Source organism: Acidithiobacillus sp. HP-2, from assembly GCF_015100155.1.
GTDB lineage: Bacteria > Pseudomonadota > Gammaproteobacteria > Acidithiobacillales > Acidithiobacillaceae > Acidithiobacillus.
On sequence record NZ_JACKZA010000005.1, the window covers coordinates 134,017 to 156,886 of the forward strand.

Consider the following 22,870-nt stretch of genomic DNA (forward strand, 5'->3'; position numbering starts at 1 on the left):
AGACAATCTGCGCCAGGGGAATGGCCTCAGCCCACTTTGCGGAGATGGGCGGGCTCGTCACTTTTCAGACGGGAAATGCCGAGCATCTGGAAGACCAGTTTTTCATAAAAAGGCTCAGAAACCCCGGCTTTCATTTTGGCGAGGAAGTATTTTTCAAAGGCAATCTTGGACCAATGCACCCAGGGCCCTTCTCCGAACCAGTCAACACGCCGGGGTTTGAATTGGGGTAAGGCCACAAAAGCAGCGCCGCTCGTGCCCATGTCGGCCAGGCAGATGGCGTTCCAGGTGCCCATTTCGGCAGTGGGTGCCTTGCCCTGAATTTCTGCCTGAATGTTATGGACGAGGGCGGTGACCATGGATTCGATCATATAGCCGGTTTTGGGCGCCCCGGTGGGTACCGGAGTCTGTTCTACCGGAGGAATGGCAATACAAACGCCCGCCGAGTAAATGTTGGGATATTTGGGGCTGCGTTGATGTTCGTCGACAATGACAAAGCCCTTGGGATTACAGAGTTCCGGCACCTTGGCTACCGCATCTACGCCCTTGAAAGAAGGCAGCATCATCGAAAAACCGAAGTCATGGGTGCCGACGCCGATTTTTTCGCCTTTTGCATTCAGGTGCTCGCAGAACATTTTGCCATCTTCGACTTTGGTGGTGTTCATGTTGGTATGCACCTGAACCCCCATTTCCCCGAGGCCCCGGGTCAGAATTTCCTGGGAGTCCCCGACGCCACCCAGACCCAGATGGCCGACATAAGGCTCGGAAGTGATGAAGTGGAATTCCTTGATTTTGTTGCGCGCCCCGCGTTTTTCGAGATCACTGAGGACAATCATGGCGTATTCATAGGCGGGTCCAAAGCAGCTGGCACCGGGCATGGCGCCGATGATAATCGGATCGGGATTGTTGGAGTCCAGCAGGTTCATGTAAGCCGCATAGGCTTTCTCGGCATGATCGACCGTACAAATGGAATGGGTCGACTTCTGATGTCCGGCATGGGGACCGGATCCGGGAACGGCATCGAAAGCCAGAGCGGGTCCCGTGGTGATGATCAGATAGTCATAATGGACACTGGAACCATTGGCGAGATCAATGGTGTTGCGTTCCGGATCAATGCGGTCGGCGCGCTGGGCAATAAAATTGATGCGCTTGCGACTGGTATGCGGCTCAATATCAAACACGATTTGCTCCCGCTGCCGCCAGCCTACACCCACCCAGGGATTGGAGGGAACGAACTGGAAATAAGGGTTTTCGCTGATCAGCGTCACCTCATGTTTGGGGCCGAGCAGGTCCCGCATCTCATAGGCGGCGGGCATGCCGCCGGTTCCTGCGCCTAAAATCACTACATGTGCCATGGTCAATACTCCTTATTCAAAGCGAAAACGAACAGCTGACGAACGACGGATCAACATCCGCTAAAGATGGATTTTCAATGCCCACCGTATGCGGCTTTTTTGCTTAACCTCCCCCGAAAGACCCAAATCTGATACCAGTTGTACATGATCATGACCGGCACAAATCCCGTCATGAAAAGGGTGAAGACCGCCAGGGAGTTGGCTGGATTGCCGGATAGGGCGATAGGCCAGGTTTCTGGCACGACATAGGGATACATGGTGGCGAACATGGCCATCCAGAGAAATGCCACCACACCCTCGCCCCAGAGCAGGGCGGCAATATCCCGCTGCAGGGAATGATTGATCATCGATTTGTAGGCAAAGAACAGCACAATGACCAGCCAGATCGCCCAGATCCACCAATGGGCACCGCTCCATTTGGCCGCTGCCCAGGGGAAAATGGCGTAGGACCAGATCAAGGTAACGAGAATGGCGATCAGCGCCAGAAAAGAAAATACGGTAGTCCACTTGCGGGCGCGTTCATGAATGGGGTCTCCCGGTATGAAGCGGGCACATAAATACAGTCCACCGGCAAGGCCTGCCGCAATGACGGCCCCGCAACCGACCCATATACTGAAAGGACTTAAGAAGGTGAAGGCCTGTCCGGAATAATGGAGTACCGGATCCGTGGAAGCAGGGAGACCGTGTCCCTGTATTTCCAGGGCGCGCCCGGCTTTCAGGGGGAAACCCTGCAAGGTGGCACCCAGGGATACGCCAGCAAAAAAGGGGGCGATCAGACTGCCGAGAGCAAAGGCCCAGCCCCAGAATCGTTTGCTGCTGCGCGCATGAATATGAAATTCAAAAGCGACAGCGCGGGAAATAATCCCCCACAAGGCCAGCATCAACGGGATCATGAGATAGTTCAAAGCAGAGCCGTAGACCACCGGGAAAGCCCCGAAGAGGACCCCGCCGGCAACCACCAGCCAGGTTTCGTTTCCGTCCCAGAATCCGGCCATGGAAGCCATGACCGCCCCGCGTTCTTCCTCGTCGTGCGAAAACAGGGTGTAAATGCCAGCGCCCAGATCGGCTCCATCCAGCATCACGTAAAGCATAAAAAACAAGGCGAGAATCAACCACCACCAGGTGGACAGGGACACGGCAATTCTACCCATGAGATCGGTCATGATGGGTTCTCCTCAATCTCGGTGTGGCAATGCTTTGGTAAAATGGGGGGACACATGGCCACCTCCACTGTCGATGGTTTCCGGTTTGTCCCAGAGATGGGTGGAATCCGGAATGTCATTCACGCCTTTTTGGATGACGCGGCTGAAGAAGTACCAGGCGCCCGACCAGACGGCCAACTCAAAAATAATGTAGCCCACGAACCAGACCACTTCCTGGCCCAGCGACATGTGGCTGACTCCTTCGTAGGTGCGCATCATGCCAAAGACTACCCAGGGTTGCCGACCGATTTCGCGCACCCACCAGCCCGTCCAGATCGCCAGATAGGGTAAAAATGCCGAGAAAACGACGGCCCGGAGAAACCACGGATGTTGGCGTAGAGCCGTCGCATTCAGCTGGCCCCGCAGGCGCAGCCAGTTACCCCAAAGAGCGACGAGGAACAGGAAAAAGCCAATGGCGACCATGATCCGGAACGCATAGAAAGGCACCCAGACATCCGGACGATCACGGGCAGGGAAGCTGTCCATACCTGTCACCTTGCCGGTCAAGGTATGGGTTTCCAGCAGGCTCAGGACGTAAGGAATGGTAATCGCAAATCGGGTACCGTCATTCTGGCTGTTGGGTATGGCAATCAGGTGCCAGCCGGTATTGACCTGCCCATTGGGGAGATACGTATGGTAATGCCCTTCCATGGCGGCCAGAGAGGTAGGCTGCGTCTGGGCGACGTCCCGCCCCAGCGTATCCCCCAGATAAATCTGCAAAGGGGTCACAATCAGCAGTGCCAGGAGCGCTGGTTTGAGCAGCTTTACAAAAAGTTCGGCGTTGCGGTTCTTGAGGATGAACCAGGCACTGACGCCGGCAAAAACAAAAAGAGCCAGCTCTACGCAGGCGATCCACATATGTGGAAATCCCCAATGAAAATTGTCGTTATAAATGGCGCTCCACCAGTTGGTGACCTGAAACAGCCCATTTTTAAAGACGACTCCGTCGGGCGTTTGCATCCAGGAATTCGCCACCAGAATCCAGCCGGCCGATAAAGTGGAAGAAATGCCAACATTGAAGGTGGCAAAAAGATGCATGGTTTTACTGATTTTTCCCCAGCCGAAAACCATCAGACCAATAAATCCCGCTTCATACATGAATGCGGTGATGGTTTCAAAGCCGAGAATGTTGCCGAAAAAGGGGCCGACTGCCTGAGAAAATGGCCCATACAGAATCCCGAAGGCCATTTCCATGGTGACACCCGTCGCCACCCCGGCACCGAAATTGATTATGAATATTTTTTCGAAAAAACGATTGAGTTTGTACCAGCGCTCATCCCCGGTGCGGAGCCAGAGGACTTCTATTCCGAAAAGCAGCCATGACATGCCAATCGTCATGGGCGTCCAGAGAGTATGCAGCGAGGTAATCCAGGCAAAATCGAGACGGCTGAGTAAAACGGGTAACGTATTTTCGATCAACATAAGGTTGACTCCTGATTTTTGTTATTCCGTAAAAGTGAAGAAGTATGAAAACCTGCTCATAAAAATTTGAGAGTACATAAGCATTTTATGTGCCAAAATCGAGTTCTCTGATTTTTAAATGATTTTTAATTTATGGAAATGCACTGTGAAACGGTTGATGATGGTGAAAGATTTTATACGTATGTTATTTAATGATTTTTTAATGCAACAATACCCGGCGAGAGCGTGCAACATAGAAAGAATAATTAAGAGATTCATTTAATAATAATAATCTGACGTTGTTAGGGTGAAGGTGGCTATTGCCCCCGAGGCTGGTGTTGCAACATCTGATGCATGATTTATCTTATTGTTTTTATTTTATATAAAATAAAAAAGCGTTGCATGGATAGAGATTGCTATCAGATTGATTCTATTGTAATCAAATGATTATAAGTTGGCATAATTTATGCTCAATTCAGGCTGAGTGTCTGATTCATTATTTTGAAGGAGAAATTCATTATGGATAGTCATTTTCTCGATGAGGCACGGGACTTACCTTCAAAGGTCCATGCCTCCCAGGCTGGAAAATCTGGTATGACCCCTATGGAGCGGGTTGTTGCCTGGTCAGTTTTTCGGACGCGTGCGGAAGCGGAAAATCTGGTTGCTCATGTGCATTTGGCACCGGGTCAGCATCTGGTCGGTGGACATGGTCAGGATAGTGTGGCGCCTTTCTGGTGGGTCGGAGTACAAGTGAGTGATCTGGGTGAATGGGGACATAGTGCGGCCATCAATAAGCGGGGCCGGAATGGAGACTGATCTGCGGGGGCCTTTGGTGGATGTTCTCGAAAAATATCGCCACTGGAATGACGTGCTCCACGACATGTACGTTTTAAATCCGGAGGAGGATCTGAGACATTCCGTTCCTGCCCGGCCAATCGTGCTTGTTTTGGGATCGGCCAGGCAATTGCAAAACTTACTGCATTCATGGCTGAATGCGGTAAGTTTTCCAGAAAATTCAACGGAAATCATCCATATTTATCCAAAAGATCCCGAAGAATTGCCAGACCAGGTTTTTGATCCGGAAGTAAGCAGTCTGTCTCTCCAGGTGTTCTCTGGCGTGCAGGCGCTGCCATGTCCCGATTGGGTTGGCATACCTGCAGATTTTTATCTGGTTTCAGATTTGTCTTCGTTGCCGTCAGAGGCTATACAGTGTCTGAAAAAAATAGCCGCGAAAGCGCAGATTCTGATCAATCTTGATGTACAAAGCGCACAGTTGAAACATTCTCTCGGTTTACAGGAAGCCGATACCGGTCCGTTGCTGTATCTGGAGGAATCGTCACTGGCAGTATCACCGCAGCCTGAAAGAACCCAGCCTGTTTTCGGGAGCCAAATCATCCGCTTTGATTCGGTCGATAACGCCGTTACTTATTTGCATAAACTTTCCCAATTATGGCCCTGTTTTTTGGCACAGTTGCTTGAGCGTCAGTTGCAGTCCCTGATGCGTGAAACGATTCCACACCTGATGCGCTGGCGACGGCGCTGGATGTTTTCCGTGGCTTTTCTGGATGTTGTCGTGATTGCGGCGGTGGTGTGGGGGATGACGCAATGGGGTTGGTGGCAGGCACTACTGCAGATCACTTGGTCTACACTGCCGATCCTGATAGCCACAGCGACCTTTTTTGTTGCCGTTTTTTTGCTGCTGATGAGTATTTTGCTGCTCTGGAGAATTCATAAGGGGAGTTGTGCACTCTGTTCCATGACGGCTTTATCGTGTCTTGGAAGTGCCGGTGCCGCCCGGCGGAATCCCTTTCGGCGCGCCTTTCTGGAAAACACCCGGAGTTTCTGGCAAACGGTGTCTTGCCGTGATCTGTGTGGTTGGAGCAGTGCCCAGCGTGATGATGCCGTTACATTTTGCCAATATTGCCAGGATCTGAAGTCACAGTTTTTGACGAGAGACCCGACATCCTGAGAACCGCTTTTTGGTGCGGGCGTGCGTCCGCAAATTTTTGTTCACCTGTATGAGGAGGTATTACCCGTGGCAGATTTATTTTCACCCGCCTGGATGGCTCGTTTTGTTGAGGAATGGAACAAGGATCCCGAGCTTTCTGACGCTCTTGCCCAGATTGGCTTTAATTCGGTCATTGCTTATGGTTACCCGGAAGAAGACAGGCCCCGTGCTTTTCTGGTGGTACAAAACGGCAAGGCAACGGCATCGGGCGTGTATACTGATCAGCCTTTAAACTGGGATATTCGTGCCCAGCATCCGCAATGGTTGAAGTGGATAGAGAAGTCTCCGGGTATGACGGGCCTGGGCATGGCGTTTACCACCGGAAAAATCAAATTCAAGGTAGGAGACTACGCGAGCATGCTTAAGGATCCACGTATGGCAGGACCCTTTGTCAAAAGCTTTTCAGCGATGTCCAAAATCTAGTCCGCAAGGGGAGCGAAACAGGGGTTCAGGGCTTCTGGGATATGCAGGAGCCCTGAATTTACTGATTTCCAAAATGGTTGTTACTGTCTTTTCCGGAAATGCCCAGGCGGGACAAATGCCGCCACAGGGTCACGCGATCAATACCCAGCTCGCGAGCGGCGGCGGCACGATTGCCTCCATGTTTATCCAGTAGCTGCAAAAGGTTTTCCCGATCATAAATGGCTTCCGGATCGTTTTCTGATCGGCTGGAAGTAACCGATGACCCCAAGTGCATTCTGTCCAGGAAGTCTTTGGGGAAATCACTGTCACTGATTTCCGGTCCGGCACTGCAGATGGCCACATATTCCATCACGTTGCGGAGTTCACGCACATTTCCCGGCCAGGGATAATCCAGGAGCAGATGTTTGGCCGCTGAGCCAAGCCTTTTCTTGTGTCCTCCCGTAGTAATTTTCAAAAAGTGTTCGGCGAGGAGCATGATGTCCGAAGGCCGTTCACGCAGCGCCGGAATGCGGATAGGGATCACATTTAACCGATAAAACAGATCACTCCGAAAATCCCCACTTTCTACCAGTTCCTTGAGATTGCGATTGCTGGCAGCAACCACGCGTACATCGACCTGGTGGGTTTTGGTACTGCCAACCGGTTCATAGCGCATGTCTTCCAGCACCTTCAGCAGTTTGGCCTGATGATGTTTGGGCAGTTCGCTGACTTCATCGAGGAAGAGCGTGCCACCATCGGCTGCCGCAAAACGGCCGATGCGATCTGTCACTGCTCCCGTAAAAGCGCCTTTCACGGATCCGAAAAACTCGGCTTCAAATAAATTATCGGGGATGGCGGCACAATTCACTTCCACCAGGGATTTTTTGGAGCGGTTACTCTGTTGATGCAGTAAGCGGACCATCAAGCCTTTACCAGACCCCGATTCGCCCTGAAAGATGACGCTGGCATCGGTGGCCGCGACTTGCGCAATCAATTCGAGGGCATCGCGCATGTGCGGATCATCCGTAATAAAACCCACACTGCGGGTGCCGCCCAGAATCCGCTCGGCATGACGCAATTCGGAGACATCTTCGATGAAAAAAATGCGGCGTTTATGTTGTTTGCGCTCTACCAGTCGGGTTCTGATCTGCAGGACCTTGTGATCGCCTTCGGCAACGGGAAGCAGGTGATCCCAGCGGACGCAGCCAGTTTGCGGTCGACTCACGGCATCTTCCTGACCAGCAGCAATGGCCGCTCGCACCAGTTCTTTCTGGACGCTACCTCCAGGTATGCTGCGCAGGTGCTCCAGTTGATGCGTGTTCAACAAGATTTTGGCGGCAGCGTTGCAGAATTCAATTTTTCCCTGAATGTCGGTCAGCAGAATGCCGGCGTCCATGGAATCCAGTAATTCTGGCAAAACCTCACAGAGGGTTTCCAGTTCAGTGCTCAGCGACGCCATTTTTTTCTCCTTGGCCAGCACCTCGCCATCAGTCTCAGTGGTTGCCATAAGCATTCCCCTGATATGGATAGCCACTTTGATATTGCGGATTATATCCCGGTGGAACTCCATCATAGGCTTCCTGGCGTGGAGGGGGTAGAGGCGTTCTGGGTCCATAGCGCGGATCATTGTGATTGAAGGGCAACATGCCACTCAGAAAAGAAAAGGGTGGGGTGATGTTACGATTCAGGCTCCAGAATTCAGCCTGCATCTGTCCGGTGGCTCTGGCCATGTAATTGGTCGAATGGGTCATCTCAGCCATGTTTTGTGACATGCTGTTCATGTTACGTTGAATGTTGGGACTCATTTTCTGGAACTGTGCGGTCATTTCATGAAGGTCATGGGACATTTCCACGGCCAGATAAAACTCATAAGCGGCGAGGACCAGAAAGGCGACGAGTGCCGCGTAGACGATCAGTCTGAGCTGGCGGTCAGAAAGGCCAGCGATATGATGCTGAGACTGCGAGTGTGTTTCCGTAGTCGGTTGTTCCGCCATGATGGTTTGTCTCCTGATGATTTAATTGGATCGTCAGCTGATAGGCTGCATTTGGATTGATTTGTGCGACGATGGGAATAAGTGTGCGGGCTCCACGCAGGTTTTTCTCCCGGATCAGATTCCGAAAGCTATGAATGTAATCATTTTCCGCCGCGTAAAATGCGCCTATCCGGTAATAAACATTGCCCTGTTCTCCATAGAGATCTGCCAGATACCGCTGGGGGGCAAGATGAATCAATTGTGCATATTCCTGAATGGCGCGCAATGGGTTGCCTTGCCAGTAGGCTTGGCGTGCCTGCATCAGCTGCTGAAGGTAGTGATGGTTCCATCCGGATTTTGGACGTAACAAATCGGATGTAACCCCGGCTTGTGCAGTGGCCATGCACACTATAAACCCGACAGACAGCAGCATAGCTGTCCATCGAGTTGATTTTGTGAAATTCACCATCAGGCAGGCGGCATCCCGGTTTCGGCTTCGGGGGCATGGGACAGCGCCTCCTGCACTTTTTGTGCTTCCGCAGGATCCAGACGTCCGAGAATAGGAATCAGCGCGGCACCATCGGCATAACGTCCGGCATGAATCAGCTGCATGGCAGCCTGACCATAAGCGTTGCCCGCCTGGTGATAGTGACCGGTCATGTACAACACATTACCCATTTCGCCATAGGCAGCGGGGGAGTCAGGCGCTTCCTGAATCAAATGATGATAATCCGCAATAGCACCGGCATAGTCGTGATGCCAGAAAGCCCCGCGCGCCTGCATGAGCAACTTGGTCTGATCGGCGGTCAACGGTTTGGTATTTTGGGTGATGGCCGCAATGCTGGGGGCACTGGTGACATGCAGGACTTTTTGCGCGGGTTTAGCTGCAGCTACCTGGGTATGATCGGGCTTATTGGCGGTGATGGCCCAAATAAACAGAATCACAATGATGACCAGCAAGATCAAAATGATCAGTGGGTATCCCCAAAAGCGACTCAAAAATCCCTCTTTTTGCGCAGGAGGGGGAGGGGGCGGAGAGTAACTGCTATAACTGGAACTTGACGCCGCAGCGGCAGCGGCTGCTGCAGCCGCTGCTGATGCATCTGTATCGGTACCCGAATGGGTCTCTGAATGAGTATAGTGCTGCTGTTCTGGTTCATGCTGGCTTTGCGTAACCTGGTGGTATTCGGTATCCGTGTCACTATGCAAGTTGGCTTCTGATTCCGGCATGGATTCTTTGCCGCTGGTCGGGGCATCTTCTGAATGTAACTGCGGTTCTTCTCGGATGTCACTCATAATTCATTACTCCTTATGGTTAACGTGCCAGTGCCTGGCGGATGATGGTGGCCTGATTCGGGTCCAGAGAACTGATCAGGGGTAATAATGCTGCGGCAGAAGGATATTGATGCGTTGCAATTAGCGTTCGGGCAGCACCGGAATAGGCCTTGCCAGCAGATAAAGGATGACCAGTCTGGTAATAAATGTTGCCTAATTCGCCATACAGTTGCGGTACTTCAGGCAGTTGATCGATTAATGCCTGATAATCGGCAATGGCGGCTTTAACATCATGTTCCCAAAACGCCCGTCGTGCAGCCATCAGCAGAGCATACTGAGACTCGGTAAGGTTTTTCGGAAAAAGGATTTTAACGTGCGGGGTAACCGGGGTTGCTTGCTGTACAGCCACGCCCGGCTGTAGTTTTGGTGTGGTGGCCGTGATCGGCACTGTTGCAGGATGGGCTACCGGAGTGGGTTTGCTTTCCTGTTTTTCCCACCAATGGTGCATTGCCTGCCATTTTTGCACCGTGTATTGCCGGGTCGTCTGCCAGTCATGACGCCAGAGTTGCGGATCCTGTATGGCAGCAATCACTACCAGCACAATGATCACCAGAATGATAAACCCAATGATTCTACCCAAAATTCGTTTCATGGCTGGCCTCTATTTGGCACATGTGCTTTTGATTTCAAAAAATATTTGAACCCTGCTGGCATCGCGGTGCATCTGCAGCCCGCAGGATTTTTGTCCATCACGGATACCCGTAACCGGGACGGTAGGGTCCGGGTGGCGGGGCATATTGCTGGCTGTTGTTGGCGTATTGCGGTGGTGCTGAAGGAGCGATGTAAGCATTATTATCGGCATTGTTATAATTGCCGTATGCAGGATATCCCGATTCCGCAGGTGGGTAGGCATTTTCAGGGGCGTAATCCCGGTATCCGTAACCATTGTAGGCTCCGCCACCATAACCACCTCCGTAGTACCCGTTGTATGGCTGGCTGTAACCACCCCAGCGACCACTACTGAATTGCATGGGGCCGCCGTGCGGTCCATTAAAACTCATGCTGCCCATGTTCCAGGGTCCACTGCTGCCCGTAAAGGGACCTCCATAACCACTGAAAGGGCCGCTGTCGCTGTAAAATGGGCTACTGTAACCACTCCAGGGCATGTCATTCCAGGGTGCCCATCCCCAGGCAAAAGCAGGCGAAGCTGTCAGTAAACCCGCACATCCGAGTGTCGCTGCCAAAGCGGCTATTTTTCCAAAATATTTCACATTCATTACATCTGCTCCTTGATCATTTTGCGCCACAAGCCTTGCAGTTGGCGCCACTGCAATGTCACTCCCCAAACTTGGGAATTATGGTGTTACCAGGTACTCCAGGGGCTCATGGGACCCATTGGCGACATGGGGTTCATGGAGGACATCGGACTCCAGGGCATGCCACCACCCCAAGGCATACCGCCACCACCGCCCCAAGGCATGCCACCACCCCAAGGCATACCGCCTCCACCGCCCCAAGGCATACCGCCACCACCGCCCCAAGGCATACCACCACCCCAGGGCATCGCATCTCCGGACCAGGGGCGTCCGTAGCCGCCAAAGGGGCTGCCATTGAAATTCATGGGACCCCAATGGGGAAAAGTCATACGGAAACTCCCCATACTCCAGGGACCACTATTACCGTGCCAAGGACCTCCATAACCAGACCACGGCCCCGAATCCCCTTGCATGGGACCGGAATAACCGCTCCAGGGCATACTGTTTTGCCAGCCGGACCAAGGCATTTCGCCTCCCCAGGGCCCCCAGGCATAAGCAGCAACAGGTACGGAAAGTGTTCCCATTGCGGCAGAGAGAATGGCTACCTTTACCCATTTTGCTTTTTGCATTGCGTTCTCCTTTTTTCAGGCGGACCTATATCCCGATATTTCCGTTTATGGATAACCATAACCAGGCTGCGGGCCATAAGACTGAGGTGGCCGGGCTTCGGGAGGGGGTCCATAGGGTGATGGCCCGTAGGCTGGTGCTCCATAATCTGGCCCAGCATATTGTTGGCCGTATTGAGGCGGGCGGGCGTAAGGATTAGGCCCGTAAGGTGATGGTCCGAAAGCTGGTGCACCATAACCGGGTCTGGGCGCATTTTGCCAAGGCATGCTGGGGCCTTGCCAGGGCATGGGGTCCATGGGGCCAAAGTTTGGGCGGCCATAAGGGGATTCACCATTGGGCCCTTGCGGGTAAGCCCCGTTCGGAAAAGCACGACCATTCATGGGGTTACCAGGTGCGCCATATTGTGGGCCGTACTGTGGTGGCTGGGCATAAGGGTTGGGCCCATAGGGAGTTGGTCTTCCGTAGGCCGGTGCGCCATAGCCGGGCCTGGGTGTGTTTTGCCAGGGCATGTTGGGGCCCCGGTAGGGCATGGACTCCATGGGGCCAGCATTCGGCCCGCCATAAGCTGGTCCTGGGGTATATTGGGGTGCGTATCCTTGCTGGGGGGCATATCCCTGTGGTGGCATCGCCATCGGGAAAGAAGCAGGAGGCGCAGTATCCAGGGCACTTTCGTGCGGCCCATTGGGGTAGGGGCCCGGAGGTGGGGGAACCCAGTCTGCTACTTCGTTGAATGTGGCTGTGGGCATGGCAGCTTCATGGTTGCTCCAGCCTGGAGCGGGTGGCGTGCTCTGGGGGGCTTGTTGTTCTGCGCTGTTCCATGCGCTGTCTGCATTTTCGGTTGGTGCAGGCCAGCCGTTGGTCTCGTAGGGATAGCTGGATGTATGGTGCGGTGCATATCCATGCCACTCGGCATAGGTGGAGTCTGCTGGCATTGGCGCTGGCAGTGCTTGATCTGGACGGATCTCCGGCCAGCCGGAAGATGTTGCGCTATTGGCCATGCCAGGACCTGGCATTCCCGAATATGGGCTGGAGTAGGGCGTGTCCACGGACGCCAGGGCCTGGGCTTGCGTGCCCAGTGCCGTACAGACCGCCACCCCCAGCCAGAACAGGCGCTTGTGGCTACGGGGTGAAAGGGTTGTGTGGCTTGTCATGGGATTAATCCTCCTTTTTCGGTTTGGAACCGGATGACCGTAAATGAATGCCACGCGCTTTGGCGCGGGGTGAAAGTTGCACAGGTGTTTCAGCGGTTGTGGTTGCTACGGGGTTGCTCTGCCTGCTGACCGGACTGTTGGCCGATCCACTGGCACTTTCCGAAGTTGAAACGTGAGGATTCGCTGGTCCTTGCGATGATCCATCCGGTCCCTGAGGGGGACTCACGGGCCCTGAAGGCGACTGCGGACCCGGCGCTTCAGGCTTGTTGTGGGCGGCCGGGCGCTTCATCAGCCAGGCCCAGAGTTGACCGAGCAAAGCCAGCAGGATTTTGGTAATGGCCCGGAAAAAGGCGCGAATATCCTGTCCGATCATTTCCAGGGTCATGGTCAGGGGACCAGCATCTTTGGGTGGCGTATCCTGAACCAGTGCTGCAGATTGAATATCGCTTCGCGCCAGACTATCCCGGGGAGACAGGGAGACCTGCATGCTGGCGGGCGCAAACGGGAAGGGGGGTGGATTGTTCGACTGCTTGTCACCCAGATCCATCCCCGCCGGACAGAAGGCAGCACGACCGCTGACGCAGCCCAAAGGAATGACCAGCAGGGTAAGGATGGTCGAAATCATGACCCCGAAGAGCAGGGAAATGCCCATCCCCCGGAAAATCGGGGAGGTGATGATTTCTGCGGAACCGAGCATGAGCGCCAGTGCCGTAATCACAATGGGCCGGGTACGGGTCGCGCAGGCTTCAATCAGGGCATCCATGACCGGCATGCCTTCGGCCACTCTTTGCTGGGAGTAATCCACCAGCAGAATGGAATTGCGCACGATGATGCCGGCCAGAGCAATGAAACCGATCATGGAGGTGGCCGTAAAGCTCGCCCCAAACAGCCAGTGACCGGGTAAAATTCCGATCAGGGTCAGAGGAATGGGCACCATGATAATGGCGGGGATGACAAAATTCCCGAATTCCCAGACTACCAGCATGTAGATGAGGACAATGGCCACGGCAAAGGCAATGCCCATATCCCGGAAGGTCTTGTAGGTCACGGTCCAGGCCCCGCCCCACTTGATCGTGGCATGATTACCGCTGGGAACGCTGATCCAGTCGATGCCCAGCGGGTGTCCATCGGGGGTCAGATAACCGGACAGGGCATCTTCGACTTCCAGCATGCCGTACAGCGGGGCATCCAGACGTCCCCTGCTGCCTGCCGTCACATATTCAACGGGTTTGAGATCCTGCTGGTAGATGGGTTGTTCGGCTCTCTCGCGATCAAAATGGCCCAGCGTATAAAGAGGTACGGCGCCATAACTGACGGAGGGTACGGGAAGTGCCGCCAGACTATAGACATTACTGCGCAGGGCCAGAGGCGCCTGCAGCACGGCCGGTACCGCAAGATTCTGACCATAGGGGGTAAAGTTACCCAGCTTGTAGCCACCGAGGGTCATCGCCAGGGTTTCGTTGAGGGCGCTGGGCCGTATACCGGCCATACCGGCCTTGATGGCATTCAGATGAAAGTGCCAGTAGTCATGGGGGGCTTCCAGGGTGTTATCCACCTCGGTGAGGTTTTTGGCCCGGGCAAATTCGGCCGTCACCTGCCGGGTGACCGCGTCGCGGATGGCGGCAGAAGGGCCATAAACTTCGGCCACCACCGGCGCCAAAACCGGTGGCCCCGGTGGACTTTGCACGACGACAATATGGGCCTGGTGTTGTGCCGCTATGGGCGTAATCAGCCGCCGCGCGACGACGGCAAGTTCGGAACTGGAGGCGCTGCGTTCGGCTTTATCCAGCAACTGCACATGAATCATGGCCTGCCAGGGCTGGTTGCGCAGGTAGTAATGCCGCACCATGCCATTGAAATCATACGGTTCCGGCGTGCCCACATAACTTTGCAGCGCCCGGACATCCTTCATCCCCTGTAAGCTCTGTACCACCTCGGCCGTCACATTGGCGGTTACCGGCATGGCGGTACCTGCCGGCATATTGATGACGACGTTAAAGGCACTGGAATTACCATGGGGCAGCATGGTGAAAGGCACCCACTCCACCAGAAACAGCGCCAGACTGGCAAAAAACGCGACCACAATGCCACCCAGAAACAGGCGACCATAAAATTTGCGGCGAATCAGCGGAATCAGGGTGTTCCGGAAAAATTTGCGCAACCAGGTGGCCTGCCGGTGTTCGCCCTTATGCATACGTTCCAGGGTTTTCAGGCTGGGTTTGAAACGCAGCATCAACCAGGGGGCCAGAGCGAAGGCCGTGAACAGGGAGAAGAGCATGGCCACAGAACCCAGTACCGGAATGGGGGCCATGTAAGGGCCCATCATCCCGCCCACAAAACCCATGGGCAGCAAGGCGGCAATGACCGTAAAAGTCGCCAGAATGGTGGGATTACCCACTTCGCGCACGGCATCAATGAGGGTTTCAGTGGACGTCGTCCCTTCCTGCAGCCAGCGGCGATACACGTTCTCGACAATCACGATGGAGTCGTCGACGAGAATACCGATGGAGAAAATCAACCCGAACAGGCTGACCCGATTGATGGTAATTCCCAATAACCAGGCCGAGAATACGGTAATCAGCAAAATCAGCGGGATGGTGATGACGACGACAGCGGCCGCCCGCCATCCCAGGGCCAGCAGAATCAGCAGGGTGACGGCTGCCGTGGCGACAAAAAGCTTGAAGAGCAGGGAATCGACCTTGGCATTCGCTTTTTTGCCGTTATCGCGGGTGATGCTGACATGCACATTACCGGGAATGACCGTTCCTTCCAGACTGTGCATTTTCTGGATGAGTGCCCGGGCGACCGTCACCCCGTTGCTGCCGGCAATTTTGGCCAGGGCAATGGTGACCGCCGGAGCGCCATCCACTTCGGGCTGATTTTTGCCAGCCTTCTGGTAATAAGTCACCAGACTGTGGGGATCGCTGGGGCCGAGCCGGACCTGCGCCACCTGAAACAGATACACCGGTTCTCCTTCATACACCCCGACCACCAGATTGCGGACTTCTGCCGGCGTGCGCAGAAACTGTCCGGTGACAATGCGCATCTGCATGTTTTGCACATCGGTCCGCCCGGTTTCCGTCTGGGCATTGGAAGCCTTGATCGTTTGTGCGACCTGCTGCGGGGTGATGCCATAAGCGGCCAGGCGGCCCGGATGAATGTCGACGGTCAGTGTTTCCTGAGGACCGTGGACAATAAAACTCTCCCCGGTCTGGGGAACCTGCTTGAGATGCTGCAACGCGGTGCGGGCAATTTCGTTGAGGGTGGCGGGACCGACCTCCCGGGACCAGAGCGTAAACGTCATGAAGGGGACGCTGTTGATGCCCTTGGCACGGACCAGAGGATGGGTGGCTCCCGGCGGAATCCGGTTCATGTTGGCGGCGAGTTTGTTGTAGACCTCCACCAGGGAGGGACCCATCCGTCTGCCCACCTGAAAGCGCACGGTGACCATGGATTCGCCGCGATTCGACACCGAATACACGTGGCGCACGCCGGGCAGCTCGCTCATCATGCGTTCCAGAGGATCACTGACCATGCGCGAGACTTCGGCAGGGGAGTGCCCCGGATAACCCACAAAAATATCAATCATGGGCACGGAGATTTGCGGGTTGGAAGCTCTGGGCGTGGAAATCAGGCCGAGAATGCCCGCCGCGAGCAGCACAATCAGGAGCAGGGGCGCCAGCGGCGAACTGACAAAAATCTTCGCGATAGAACCGGCCAATCCCAGACTGCGCGAGGGTCTGGTTTCCGGGGTTTCCGGCTCAGGGGTTTGGCAACCGTTATGCATGGCGCTTACTCCCCGGAAGACGCGCTGGTCTGGAGCTGATAACCGGACCCGATTCCGGCGGGGGGATCATTGACGATGATCTGACCCACGCGCAGTCCGGCCAGCACCTGAATCTGCCCATCCGGCAAGGGTCCACCCAGGCGCAGCACATGCATTTCGGTCACCCCCTGATGATCCACCAGCACCGAGGGCAAAGAAGTCCCGGGAATGAGGGCGCTCCGGGGAATGGCCGGTTCATTCTGGGCAGAGCTGCCGTAACTGGGCAGACTGATGGTCGCGTACGCCCCGACACGAATGGCGGCATTGCGGGGCAGACTGACCTTGACGGCCACCGTATGGGTTTGGGGATTGGCCTGGGGGGCGACATGAACGACCCTGCCACTCACCATGCCCGCGTTGTCTCCCAGATGGACGGGCAGGGATTGCCCGGGGTTCAGATTGCCCGCCAGACTTTCCGGCACCTTGACCAGCAGTTGCTTGGGTCCACCACTGCCCAGCACCATGAGCGGCTGACCGGGCTGCACAATATCCCCCGGATTAACCTCTTTTGCGAGGACTACGCCCTGAAAGGGGGCGATGGAAACCGAGTTGTTCATCTCCGCCTCAATCTGACGGATTCTCCAGGCTGAAGCCTCCAGCTGGGTTTGCGCCTTGAGGGCGGTAGCTTTCCGGTTTTCCAGATTGGATTGATAGGTGGCCCAGGGATTCTGGCTGTTGCCCATCATGGCCTTGAAGCCCTGGCCCATCCAGGTAAAGGGGTTCATGAAAGAGGGGGGATCATAACTGTACAGCTGATATCCGTACTGGGAATAACCGTTGTGCAGGGCGACTTCATCGGCCTGATAGGCCGCAATGGCCTGGGCTTTCTGGGCAAGCAGCTGATCGTCATCCAAAGCCACCAAAGGCTGGCCCGGTGCAATGGGCATTCCGGCTTCACCCGCCACAAATTTGACCCGGCCTGGCAACTGGGCACGCAGGGTGACCGTAAACGCCGGGATGACCCGGCCCCCCAGTACGGGGCCAATGCCGGGCGCCGTTTGCACCGTTACGAGGCTCGGCGCGGCCGCCAGGGCCGTGCCAAAGCCCATGCCCAAAAGGATCGGGCCGCAAACTAATGCATAACGCCAGGTGTTTGTTTTCATAGACAGGTTCCTTGCAAGTTTTGTGAGCTTTAGCAATGCCCAAAGTGATTGCCTGTCTATTAGCAGAAACTGTGCCAAATAATAAGAGTATGTAAAATATGGTTTTTATAAAATCCCTAAAAATCACTGCAACAATTTAATTTTTTATCTAATTGTTAAATATGTATTTTGTTATGTTGAATCGTTGCAACGGAGTGTTGCAGTGCTATGCGGCGGTCAGGTCGTGCTTTTGCTGATCAGAGGATGCACTGGCTTTGATAGCGATGGGCAGGACAAGGCTAGGACTGGTCGGGTGACCCCACCGGCTGATATGGTTGACGATTAACAGGCAATGATTACGGGGATCCAAAACATGACGAAGAACCTATCCTCCAGCACCTTGAGAATCGGGCGAACCGTACAACATGCGCCAGCCGTGGATTTGGCAACTATTCAGGCAGATTTTTCACCGTGCCGTACCTGGCGGTATGGATTGCGCTTGCCATTTCGTGAGCGTAAAGGCGCTATGATGGCGGTTTTTCTCAAAAATCCTTCCAGTGCCAGTGAGCTCTCCGCAGACAAAACCGTACGCACGGCCTCGGAATATGTATGGCGCAATTTCCCGGAAAGTGGGGGGGTCCACATTTTGAATCTTTTTGCGCTCAGGGGTACAGACAGTAAAGAAGTGGGGAAAGCGTTGCTTGCGAAGGGCGCGGCGCATGTAGTCGGCCCGCAGAATGACAAGGTCATCAAAACAACGCTTGCGGCAAGTTCGGGAGTGATTATCGCCTGGGGAGGGCATGCCGGTATTCCGGCCTCTGCCTATGATCAGCGGGTGTGCAGTTGTCTGGAATTACTGGTAGAAAGCGGATTGCCGGTATGGCGTAATGCCCGTAAAGGATCCGAAAAATACCCCTTTCATGCCTGTTATTGGGCTTATCAGGATGCATTGATTCCGCTTTTCTGATTTTACAGGGAAACCCGAATAATCATGACCGCCAGTGCGACGGTAATACCAAATAAAATAACGCCATAAAGACCATACAGGAATTTATGGACATGGTAGCAGCCTTCATCTACCTTCTTGACGGTGCGAATGAAATTGATACCACCGATCATCAGGTTGGTGATTCCCAGGACAATAAATATAATGCCCATCCCTGAGAACCCTTCTCCCATAACCAGCTTGGTGTGGAGCATGATGGAAAGCTGTTCCAGAAAAAAATCGAACTTTTCGATGACAAAGCCAAAAGCAATCAGACCGATACCCGTTCGTACCCATGCCAGAAAAGTACGTTCGGCGGCCATGTAAATACGCGGATCAATAATCTCTTTTGCTGCCACGGGGGGTCCTTTTTCAATATGTTGCAGATCAAACATAAAATTCAAGCCTACCACAAAAACCAGAGCAATGGCTGGCCAGGTCAGTACATTGAAAAGCCCGGTAAAAAAATGGCCCAGTTTTGCGTAATGTAATGCCAAAAACAGTACGGCAAGACGGGCTGAAACCAATCCTGTTCCGATCGATACAAACAGTAGCTTAAAGTAACCTAGATACGTGCGTTCCAGCGCCATGTACAATCGTGGTTCTTGTACGGTTGGCAGGCGTTTCAGGAACATCATGGCTGGGGTTCACCGAATGGTTGGATGGGCAGGTTCAGGGTATTAAATTATGGCGTGGGGCAGTCTATCGCGAAATACTCCGACCGTGAAGCGGTGTTGAAACATCATCCTGAAAATGCCCCACGGTTCTTGACGCGAAGCAACGGGAAGGCTAGGATACGCCCACTTTTCCCCGGTAGCTCAGTCGGTAGAGCGGGTGACTGTTAATCACTAGGTCGGCAGTTCGAGCCTGTCCCGGGGAGCCAAAAGAATCAGGCACTTAGCGTACTTTGCTAGGTGCCTTTATTTTTTCAATCCAACCTATATCCAACCTCAGAATGAAAAGCGAAACTGTTCCATAAATAAAAAAACGGAGTCATCCAGCCGCAAGTTGGTCGTTGCACTAACAAAGCCAGCAGTCACTGCAATATCTGCTGTTATTTCCAGAATCAAGCGCAACAACACCGGTCCAAGGATGACGGAGGTGGATGAATGGGGGTCGAGATACTAGCAGTTGGAGTCTGAGCAAGGGAAACCAGATTCAGCGAGGAATTAACGAGAGGTTGAGAGTATACGGGCCGTGGCCAGGTAGATTATTAGGATTAGCCTCAGCACGGTCAGCCGAGATATGCGGAGGGTGGAGCGAGATCTATCGATATCCCCCTGAATGGTTGTACGATAAAATGCCTCTCTTTTCCTCAGATAGCGAGACACGCAACAGAGGGGGGGGCAAGATTGGCTACGCCCATGCCGCCAGAGTACGGCAGAGAGAAAGGAAAGGACTATCCTTGAGTGTTTATAAAGCTTCAGCCTCCTGCTCATAGATAATTTGCTCGATTCGGTTCCCCATTTCCACTAGCAGCCGGATTATTCGAGTAACCCACTGATTCTATTGCACCTGCCATTTCCTGGAAATTTATTAAAACGTTTAGTAATCGATGTGTTGTGTTTCTTCAAAACCGAAAGTCCGACAGGCTGCTAGTAATAATATTTTCCCATGGGGGTCGTCGGTGGCCACAAGCACTTGACGGAGTTGTTCAACGCGCGGGTCGGTTTTGGATAGATTAAAAACATGCTCAAGGAAAACGTCGCTGTATATCCGTGCATTCATTTCTTTATATTCACAACTTCGTAGCTGGGGCACTGCCTGGGTGCCATTGGATAGCAGGCTTTATAACCAGAGCCTCCAGACGGTGGCCCTGATCTAGTGAGTGAACAGGTGCCCAGTGATTGTCCGGGTAGCGGCTGGCCGGGCAGAAAGCGCAGGCACTCTCCGCAAGTCACGCGCTGGGGCTGTTTCCTTGGCTCAGGGCGCACGCTGGCGGCTGGGGTGTTGCTTGGGTAGTTCTCAGGGGTTGCCGCCAATATTCGGATCATCTCGTCGCGGTGTTCTCTGATAGCTTGGCGCAGTTCGTCGGTGAGCAAGACAGCAGGCCCGACTTTCAGATTGCCACCAATGGTGGATAGGGTGAGTCCTGCCGTTCTGAGTTTTTCCACCAAAAGGGAAGGGTTAGAAAGTTTCATAATCATCCCCTTCATCGTCCTCGCTCGTCGTCCCCTCCTCACCTTCCTCACGCCTAAAGGCATGTGAGGAAGGTGAGGAAGGTTTGGGGGTTGCCTCGTTTTCCTCAAATGAGGAAGGTGAGGAATGTGAGGAATCGCCCAGACTGACAAAAGGCCCGTCTATGGTGATTAACTGCTTGTCCTCAAGGGCAGTAGTCCAGCGCGAGAAGTTCCGCACGTCCACCCCCTCATCTTTGGCGGTTTTGCGCCATGTGGACAGCTCCACTCTGGCGGCCTTGGCATCCCGTCCAGCCTGTAGCAAATTGCGTTCATGCTCTGCCACAAGGCGCTTGAGAATTGACAGCGCCAGCCTTTGCTTATCGACTAGTCCTTTCTCTGGCTTGGCGGGCGCGTTTGGCATGTCGGAAGGCGCGAGTATGGCGCTTTCGGTTGGGTTCCCGTCCTCATCGTTCCATGCTGGCGGGAGTTCTACGGTACGGAAAGCGAAGGCCAACGGGCGGGCAGTATCGCCCCCGCGCTGCTTGGCATTTATCAGCACGATAACGCCACCCTCCCGCGCTTCCAGCGTCGCCATTGTGTCAATCGCGCCCTTTAACGCTGAGTGCCCGCGCGGTTCTCCCGGCGTCGCCTTGCTGGGGTGGTGGATTACCAAGCAAGTGCAATGGTAACGCTGGCGCAGGGTGTCCAGTGCCGCTACAAAGCCATTCATAGCCTCGGCGCTGTTTTCGTCGCCAGATAGCCCGCGCTGCAAAGTATCCACTATCAGCAAGCCCGGCGGTTCTGGCATGGCGTCAATTTCGGCCTGCATAATTGCCAGAGCGTCCGGCTCATTCAGTGCCACGGCTCCGCTACTCAGGTGCAAGGGTGCGGCGTTCAAATCGTCATAAACGATGCTCCAAGCGCAGGCCCGGCGAACCATTGCGGCGCGGCCTTCTCCCGCCAGGAACAGGACAGGCGCTTGCTTGGTAGGGATACCGTGCCAGTCCTTGCCAAGTGCCACGCAACAGGCCATATCTAACGCAACAAATGATTTGCCCCGCCCCGGCTCTGCTATCAGCGCGGCAGTGGTGTCTCGTTCCAGCCAACCCTTAACCAGCCAATCCACAGGCTGGGGATGCGCCAGCAGTTCACCTATGCGCGTAAACAGCGGATTGCTTGCGGGTTCCGGTTCCGGCAGTTCATCAGCAGTACCAGTAGCAGGCACGACGGACAGGCGTGGCGCTGGCTGCTCTAAGTCGGCATATGCGGCCAGTGGTGGCAACTCATCAGCCCAGCTCATGGCCCAACTCCTTGCCTTCTAGCGGCTACGATGTCGTTCCAGTCCGTCGCGCCTTCTGGAATACGGGCAGGCATTGGCAGAATCATTGCCCGAGCTGCGCTGGCGGCGGCTCGGCCCTTCTCTTGGCCAATGGCGTCGAAGTCGGGAGCGAGTACGATTTCAAGCCCCGGCCATTTTGCGCGTGCTGCTTGGGCAACATTGGCAAGGTTTCCGCAGTCCAGCGCGGAGATATGGCAGGCGTCCTGTTTCATGGCCGCCAGTGAGGACGCAGTGGCCCAGCCTTCGGCAATCCAGAGCGGGCGGGTTCCGTCTGGGATTTCACTAGTAGGGATAAAATGTCCAGCCTTGCTCATGCCCGGCAAAAAACGCTTGTGGCCGTCTGGGTGGATAAACTGCAGGCCGTGTAAGGCTCCATTGAAGCCCACAACGGGCAGAACCAGAGAAGGCCCAGACTGGCGGGCAATGCCGGGGGTAATACCCTTGCGGTCAAGGTAGGGGTGTTGTGGGGCGGCTGGCGCTGAAGCTGCCCATATCTTGAGGGCGCGTTCAGCAGCGTTATGGTAACGTGCTTGCTGTTCGGCCTGCGCGCGTGCCCTCTCCTCCTCAGCACGAAGCCGAAGGGTTTTCTTTTCAGTTGCTGTGAGGGCTGATTGACGCTTGGAACTCCATTTTACACGTGCGCCCGTGCGCCAGTTGCCAGCGACGCCGGAAGCTGGAGTATCAAGATGCAGGTTGTACCAAATTGAAAGCTGTCCCGGTTTGTCATTCACAGCACTGGCACGGCGTAACCGGCCGTCTGGAATAATTTTGGTATTTACCGCCAGGAAGATTCCTCCATCAATCAGGGCGTTTTTAAACTCGGCTTCAAGATCTTTGATCATCTTGAACTCCACACCATAATGGTAAGATA

General features: G+C 54.4%; 21 protein-coding genes and 1 tRNA gene. 5 read left to right on the forward strand and 17 right to left on the reverse strand.

The window, feature by feature from the left end:
* Positions 1-26: 26 nt before the first annotated feature.
* From H7F11_RS05445 to H7F11_RS05455, 3 genes are all read right to left on the reverse strand, one after another.
* Positions 27-1,352: an NAD(P)/FAD-dependent oxidoreductase gene (locus H7F11_RS05445; protein WP_193650137.1), complete on the reverse strand. Its 1,326-nt coding sequence runs from the start codon at positions 1,350-1,352 to the stop codon at positions 27-29.
* Positions 1,353-1,426: 74 nt separating this feature from the next.
* Positions 1,427-2,515 (reverse strand): cytochrome d ubiquinol oxidase subunit II, encoded by a 1,089-nt coding sequence (cydB, locus tag H7F11_RS05450; RefSeq protein ID WP_075322927.1) that lies wholly within the window; start codon positions 2,513-2,515, stop codon positions 1,427-1,429.
* 12 nt (positions 2,516-2,527) lie between these two features.
* Complete coding sequence (locus H7F11_RS05455; RefSeq protein WP_193650138.1) at positions 2,528-3,976, reverse strand: cytochrome ubiquinol oxidase subunit I; 1,449 nt, start codon at positions 3,974-3,976, stop codon at positions 2,528-2,530.
* A gap of 498 nt (positions 3,977-4,474) precedes the next feature.
* Here H7F11_RS05455 and H7F11_RS05460 point away from each other — a divergent pair, with 498 nt between their 5' ends.
* From H7F11_RS05460 to H7F11_RS05470, 3 genes are all read left to right on the forward strand, one after another.
* A complete protein-coding gene (locus tag H7F11_RS05460) occupies positions 4,475-4,771 on the forward strand; it encodes a hypothetical protein (RefSeq protein ID WP_193650139.1) in 297 nt (98 codons plus the stop codon).
* Entirely contained in the window at positions 4,761-5,924 is a 1,164-nt protein-coding gene (locus H7F11_RS05465) for a hypothetical protein (protein ID WP_193650140.1), read from the forward strand. The genes H7F11_RS05460 and H7F11_RS05465 overlap by 11 nt, the downstream gene beginning before the upstream one ends.
* A gap of 66 nt (positions 5,925-5,990) precedes the next feature.
* On the forward strand, positions 5,991-6,386 hold the full coding sequence (locus tag H7F11_RS05470) for an SCP-2 sterol transfer family protein (RefSeq protein ID WP_193650141.1): 396 nt from the start codon (positions 5,991-5,993) through the stop codon (positions 6,384-6,386).
* Between the two features lie 58 nt (positions 6,387-6,444).
* Here the strand turns inward: H7F11_RS05470 and H7F11_RS05475 are convergent, their stop codons facing one another.
* The 10 genes from H7F11_RS05475 to H7F11_RS05520 form a co-directional block, all read right to left on the reverse strand.
* On the reverse strand, positions 6,445-7,872 hold the full coding sequence (locus H7F11_RS05475; RefSeq protein ID WP_193650142.1) for a sigma-54 interaction domain-containing protein: 1,428 nt from the start codon (positions 7,870-7,872) through the stop codon (positions 6,445-6,447).
* The gene (locus tag H7F11_RS05480) at positions 7,859-8,359 is read right to left on the reverse strand and encodes a hypothetical protein (RefSeq protein WP_193650143.1); all 501 of its coding nucleotides are present in this window, start codon (positions 8,357-8,359) and stop codon (positions 7,859-7,861) included. Before H7F11_RS05480 ends, H7F11_RS05475 begins: the two co-directional genes overlap by 14 nt.
* A complete protein-coding gene (locus H7F11_RS05485) occupies positions 8,295-8,741 on the reverse strand; it encodes a hypothetical protein (protein ID WP_193650144.1) in 447 nt (148 codons plus the stop codon). The genes H7F11_RS05480 and H7F11_RS05485 overlap by 65 nt, the downstream gene beginning before the upstream one ends.
* A 65-nt stretch (positions 8,742-8,806) precedes the next feature.
* Positions 8,807-9,634 carry a hypothetical protein gene (locus tag H7F11_RS05490; RefSeq protein WP_193650145.1) on the reverse strand — a complete coding sequence of 276 codons (828 nt, stop codon included), beginning with the start codon at positions 9,632-9,634 and terminating at the stop codon, positions 8,807-8,809.
* 19 nt (positions 9,635-9,653) lie between these two features.
* Entirely contained in the window at positions 9,654-10,265 is a 612-nt protein-coding gene (locus H7F11_RS05495; protein ID WP_193650146.1) for a tetratricopeptide repeat protein, read from the reverse strand.
* 97 nt (positions 10,266-10,362) lie between these two features.
* Complete coding sequence (locus tag H7F11_RS05500) at positions 10,363-10,890, reverse strand: hypothetical protein (protein ID WP_010638514.1); 528 nt, start codon at positions 10,888-10,890, stop codon at positions 10,363-10,365.
* A gap of 86 nt (positions 10,891-10,976) precedes the next feature.
* Positions 10,977-11,498 carry a hypothetical protein gene (locus H7F11_RS05505; protein ID WP_193650147.1) on the reverse strand — a complete coding sequence of 174 codons (522 nt, stop codon included), beginning with the start codon at positions 11,496-11,498 and terminating at the stop codon, positions 10,977-10,979.
* A 45-nt stretch (positions 11,499-11,543) separates the two neighbouring features.
* Positions 11,544-12,647 (reverse strand): hypothetical protein, encoded by a 1,104-nt coding sequence (locus tag H7F11_RS05510; protein WP_193650148.1) that lies wholly within the window; start codon positions 12,645-12,647, stop codon positions 11,544-11,546.
* A gap of 4 nt (positions 12,648-12,651) precedes the next feature.
* A complete protein-coding gene (locus H7F11_RS05515) occupies positions 12,652-16,434 on the reverse strand; it encodes an efflux RND transporter permease subunit (protein WP_193650149.1) in 3,783 nt (1,260 codons plus the stop codon).
* Between the two features lie 5 nt (positions 16,435-16,439).
* Positions 16,440-17,576, reverse strand: coding sequence for an efflux RND transporter periplasmic adaptor subunit (locus tag H7F11_RS05520; protein WP_193650150.1), 1,137 nt, complete (start codon positions 17,574-17,576; stop codon positions 16,440-16,442).
* Between the two features lie 352 nt (positions 17,577-17,928).
* Here H7F11_RS05520 and H7F11_RS05525 point away from each other — a divergent pair, with 352 nt between their 5' ends.
* Positions 17,929-18,522 carry a DUF1643 domain-containing protein gene (locus tag H7F11_RS05525; protein WP_227485281.1) on the forward strand — a complete coding sequence of 198 codons (594 nt, stop codon included), beginning with the start codon at positions 17,929-17,931 and terminating at the stop codon, positions 18,520-18,522.
* Positions 18,523-18,524: 2 nt separating this feature from the next.
* Here the strand turns inward: H7F11_RS05525 and H7F11_RS05530 are convergent, their stop codons facing one another.
* Complete coding sequence (locus tag H7F11_RS05530; protein WP_227485282.1) at positions 18,525-19,067, reverse strand: YidH family protein; 543 nt, start codon at positions 19,065-19,067, stop codon at positions 18,525-18,527.
* Positions 19,068-19,347: 280 nt separating this feature from the next.
* On the opposite strand from H7F11_RS05530, the gene H7F11_RS05535 reads away from it, so the two are divergent.
* Positions 19,348-19,423, forward strand: a tRNA-Asn gene (locus tag H7F11_RS05535).
* A gap of 841 nt (positions 19,424-20,264) precedes the next feature.
* Here H7F11_RS05535 and H7F11_RS05540 read toward each other — a convergent pair.
* Genes H7F11_RS05540 through H7F11_RS05550 form a run of 3 tightly spaced genes read right to left on the reverse strand, consistent with a single transcriptional unit; the run spans position 20,265 to position 22,841 of the window.
* On the reverse strand, positions 20,265-20,681 hold the full coding sequence (locus H7F11_RS05540) for a hypothetical protein (protein WP_193650151.1): 417 nt from the start codon (positions 20,679-20,681) through the stop codon (positions 20,265-20,267).
* Positions 20,668-21,960 (reverse strand): AAA family ATPase, encoded by a 1,293-nt coding sequence (locus H7F11_RS05545; protein ID WP_193650152.1) that lies wholly within the window; start codon positions 21,958-21,960, stop codon positions 20,668-20,670. Before H7F11_RS05545 ends, H7F11_RS05540 begins: the two co-directional genes overlap by 14 nt.
* A complete protein-coding gene (locus H7F11_RS05550) occupies positions 21,957-22,841 on the reverse strand; it encodes a toprim domain-containing protein (protein WP_193650153.1) in 885 nt (294 codons plus the stop codon). The genes H7F11_RS05545 and H7F11_RS05550 overlap by 4 nt, the downstream gene beginning before the upstream one ends.
* Positions 22,842-22,870 lie beyond the last annotated feature (29 nt).

What these genes read in the sequence shown, in the direction of transcription:
- H7F11_RS05510 (WP_193650148.1), bottom strand. Translation starts at nt 12,647, where the DNA reads ATGACAAGCCACACAACCCTTTCACCCCGTAGCCACAAGCGCCTGTTC.
- H7F11_RS05465 (WP_193650140.1), top strand. Translation starts at nt 4,761, where the DNA reads ATGGAGACTGATCTGCGGGGGCCTTTGGTGGATGTTCTCGAAAAATAT.
- cydB (WP_075322927.1), bottom strand. Translation starts at nt 2,515, where the DNA reads ATGACCGATCTCATGGGTAGAATTGCCGTGTCCCTGTCCACCTGGTGG.
- H7F11_RS05490 (WP_193650145.1), bottom strand. Translation starts at nt 9,634, where the DNA reads ATGAGTGACATCCGAGAAGAACCGCAGTTACATTCAGAAGATGCCCCG.
- H7F11_RS05495 (WP_193650146.1), bottom strand. Translation starts at nt 10,265, where the DNA reads ATGAAACGAATTTTGGGTAGAATCATTGGGTTTATCATTCTGGTGATC.
- H7F11_RS05475 (WP_193650142.1), bottom strand. Translation starts at nt 7,872, where the DNA reads ATGGCAACCACTGAGACTGATGGCGAGGTGCTGGCCAAGGAGAAAAAA.
- H7F11_RS05500 (WP_010638514.1), bottom strand. Translation starts at nt 10,890, where the DNA reads ATGAATGTGAAATATTTTGGAAAAATAGCCGCTTTGGCAGCGACACTC.
- H7F11_RS05445 (WP_193650137.1), bottom strand. Translation starts at nt 1,352, where the DNA reads ATGGCACATGTAGTGATTTTAGGCGCAGGAACCGGCGGCATGCCCGCC.
- H7F11_RS05485 (WP_193650144.1), bottom strand. Translation starts at nt 8,741, where the DNA reads ATGGCCACTGCACAAGCCGGGGTTACATCCGATTTGTTACGTCCAAAA.
- H7F11_RS05525 (WP_227485281.1), top strand. Translation starts at nt 17,929, where the DNA reads ATGACGAAGAACCTATCCTCCAGCACCTTGAGAATCGGGCGAACCGTA.
- H7F11_RS05520 (WP_193650150.1), bottom strand. Translation starts at nt 17,576, where the DNA reads ATGAAAACAAACACCTGGCGTTATGCATTAGTTTGCGGCCCGATCCTT.
- H7F11_RS05550 (WP_193650153.1), bottom strand. Translation starts at nt 22,841, where the DNA reads ATGATCAAAGATCTTGAAGCCGAGTTTAAAAACGCCCTGATTGATGGA.
- H7F11_RS05545 (WP_193650152.1), bottom strand. Translation starts at nt 21,960, where the DNA reads ATGAGCTGGGCTGATGAGTTGCCACCACTGGCCGCATATGCCGACTTA.
- H7F11_RS05505 (WP_193650147.1), bottom strand. Translation starts at nt 11,498, where the DNA reads ATGCAAAAAGCAAAATGGGTAAAGGTAGCCATTCTCTCTGCCGCAATG.
- H7F11_RS05455 (WP_193650138.1), bottom strand. Translation starts at nt 3,976, where the DNA reads ATGTTGATCGAAAATACGTTACCCGTTTTACTCAGCCGTCTCGATTTT.
- H7F11_RS05460 (WP_193650139.1), top strand. Translation starts at nt 4,475, where the DNA reads ATGGATAGTCATTTTCTCGATGAGGCACGGGACTTACCTTCAAAGGTC.
- H7F11_RS05515 (WP_193650149.1), bottom strand. Translation starts at nt 16,434, where the DNA reads ATGCATAACGGTTGCCAAACCCCTGAGCCGGAAACCCCGGAAACCAGA.
- H7F11_RS05480 (WP_193650143.1), bottom strand. Translation starts at nt 8,359, where the DNA reads ATGGCGGAACAACCGACTACGGAAACACACTCGCAGTCTCAGCATCAT.
- H7F11_RS05540 (WP_193650151.1), bottom strand. Translation starts at nt 20,681, where the DNA reads ATGAAACTTTCTAACCCTTCCCTTTTGGTGGAAAAACTCAGAACGGCA.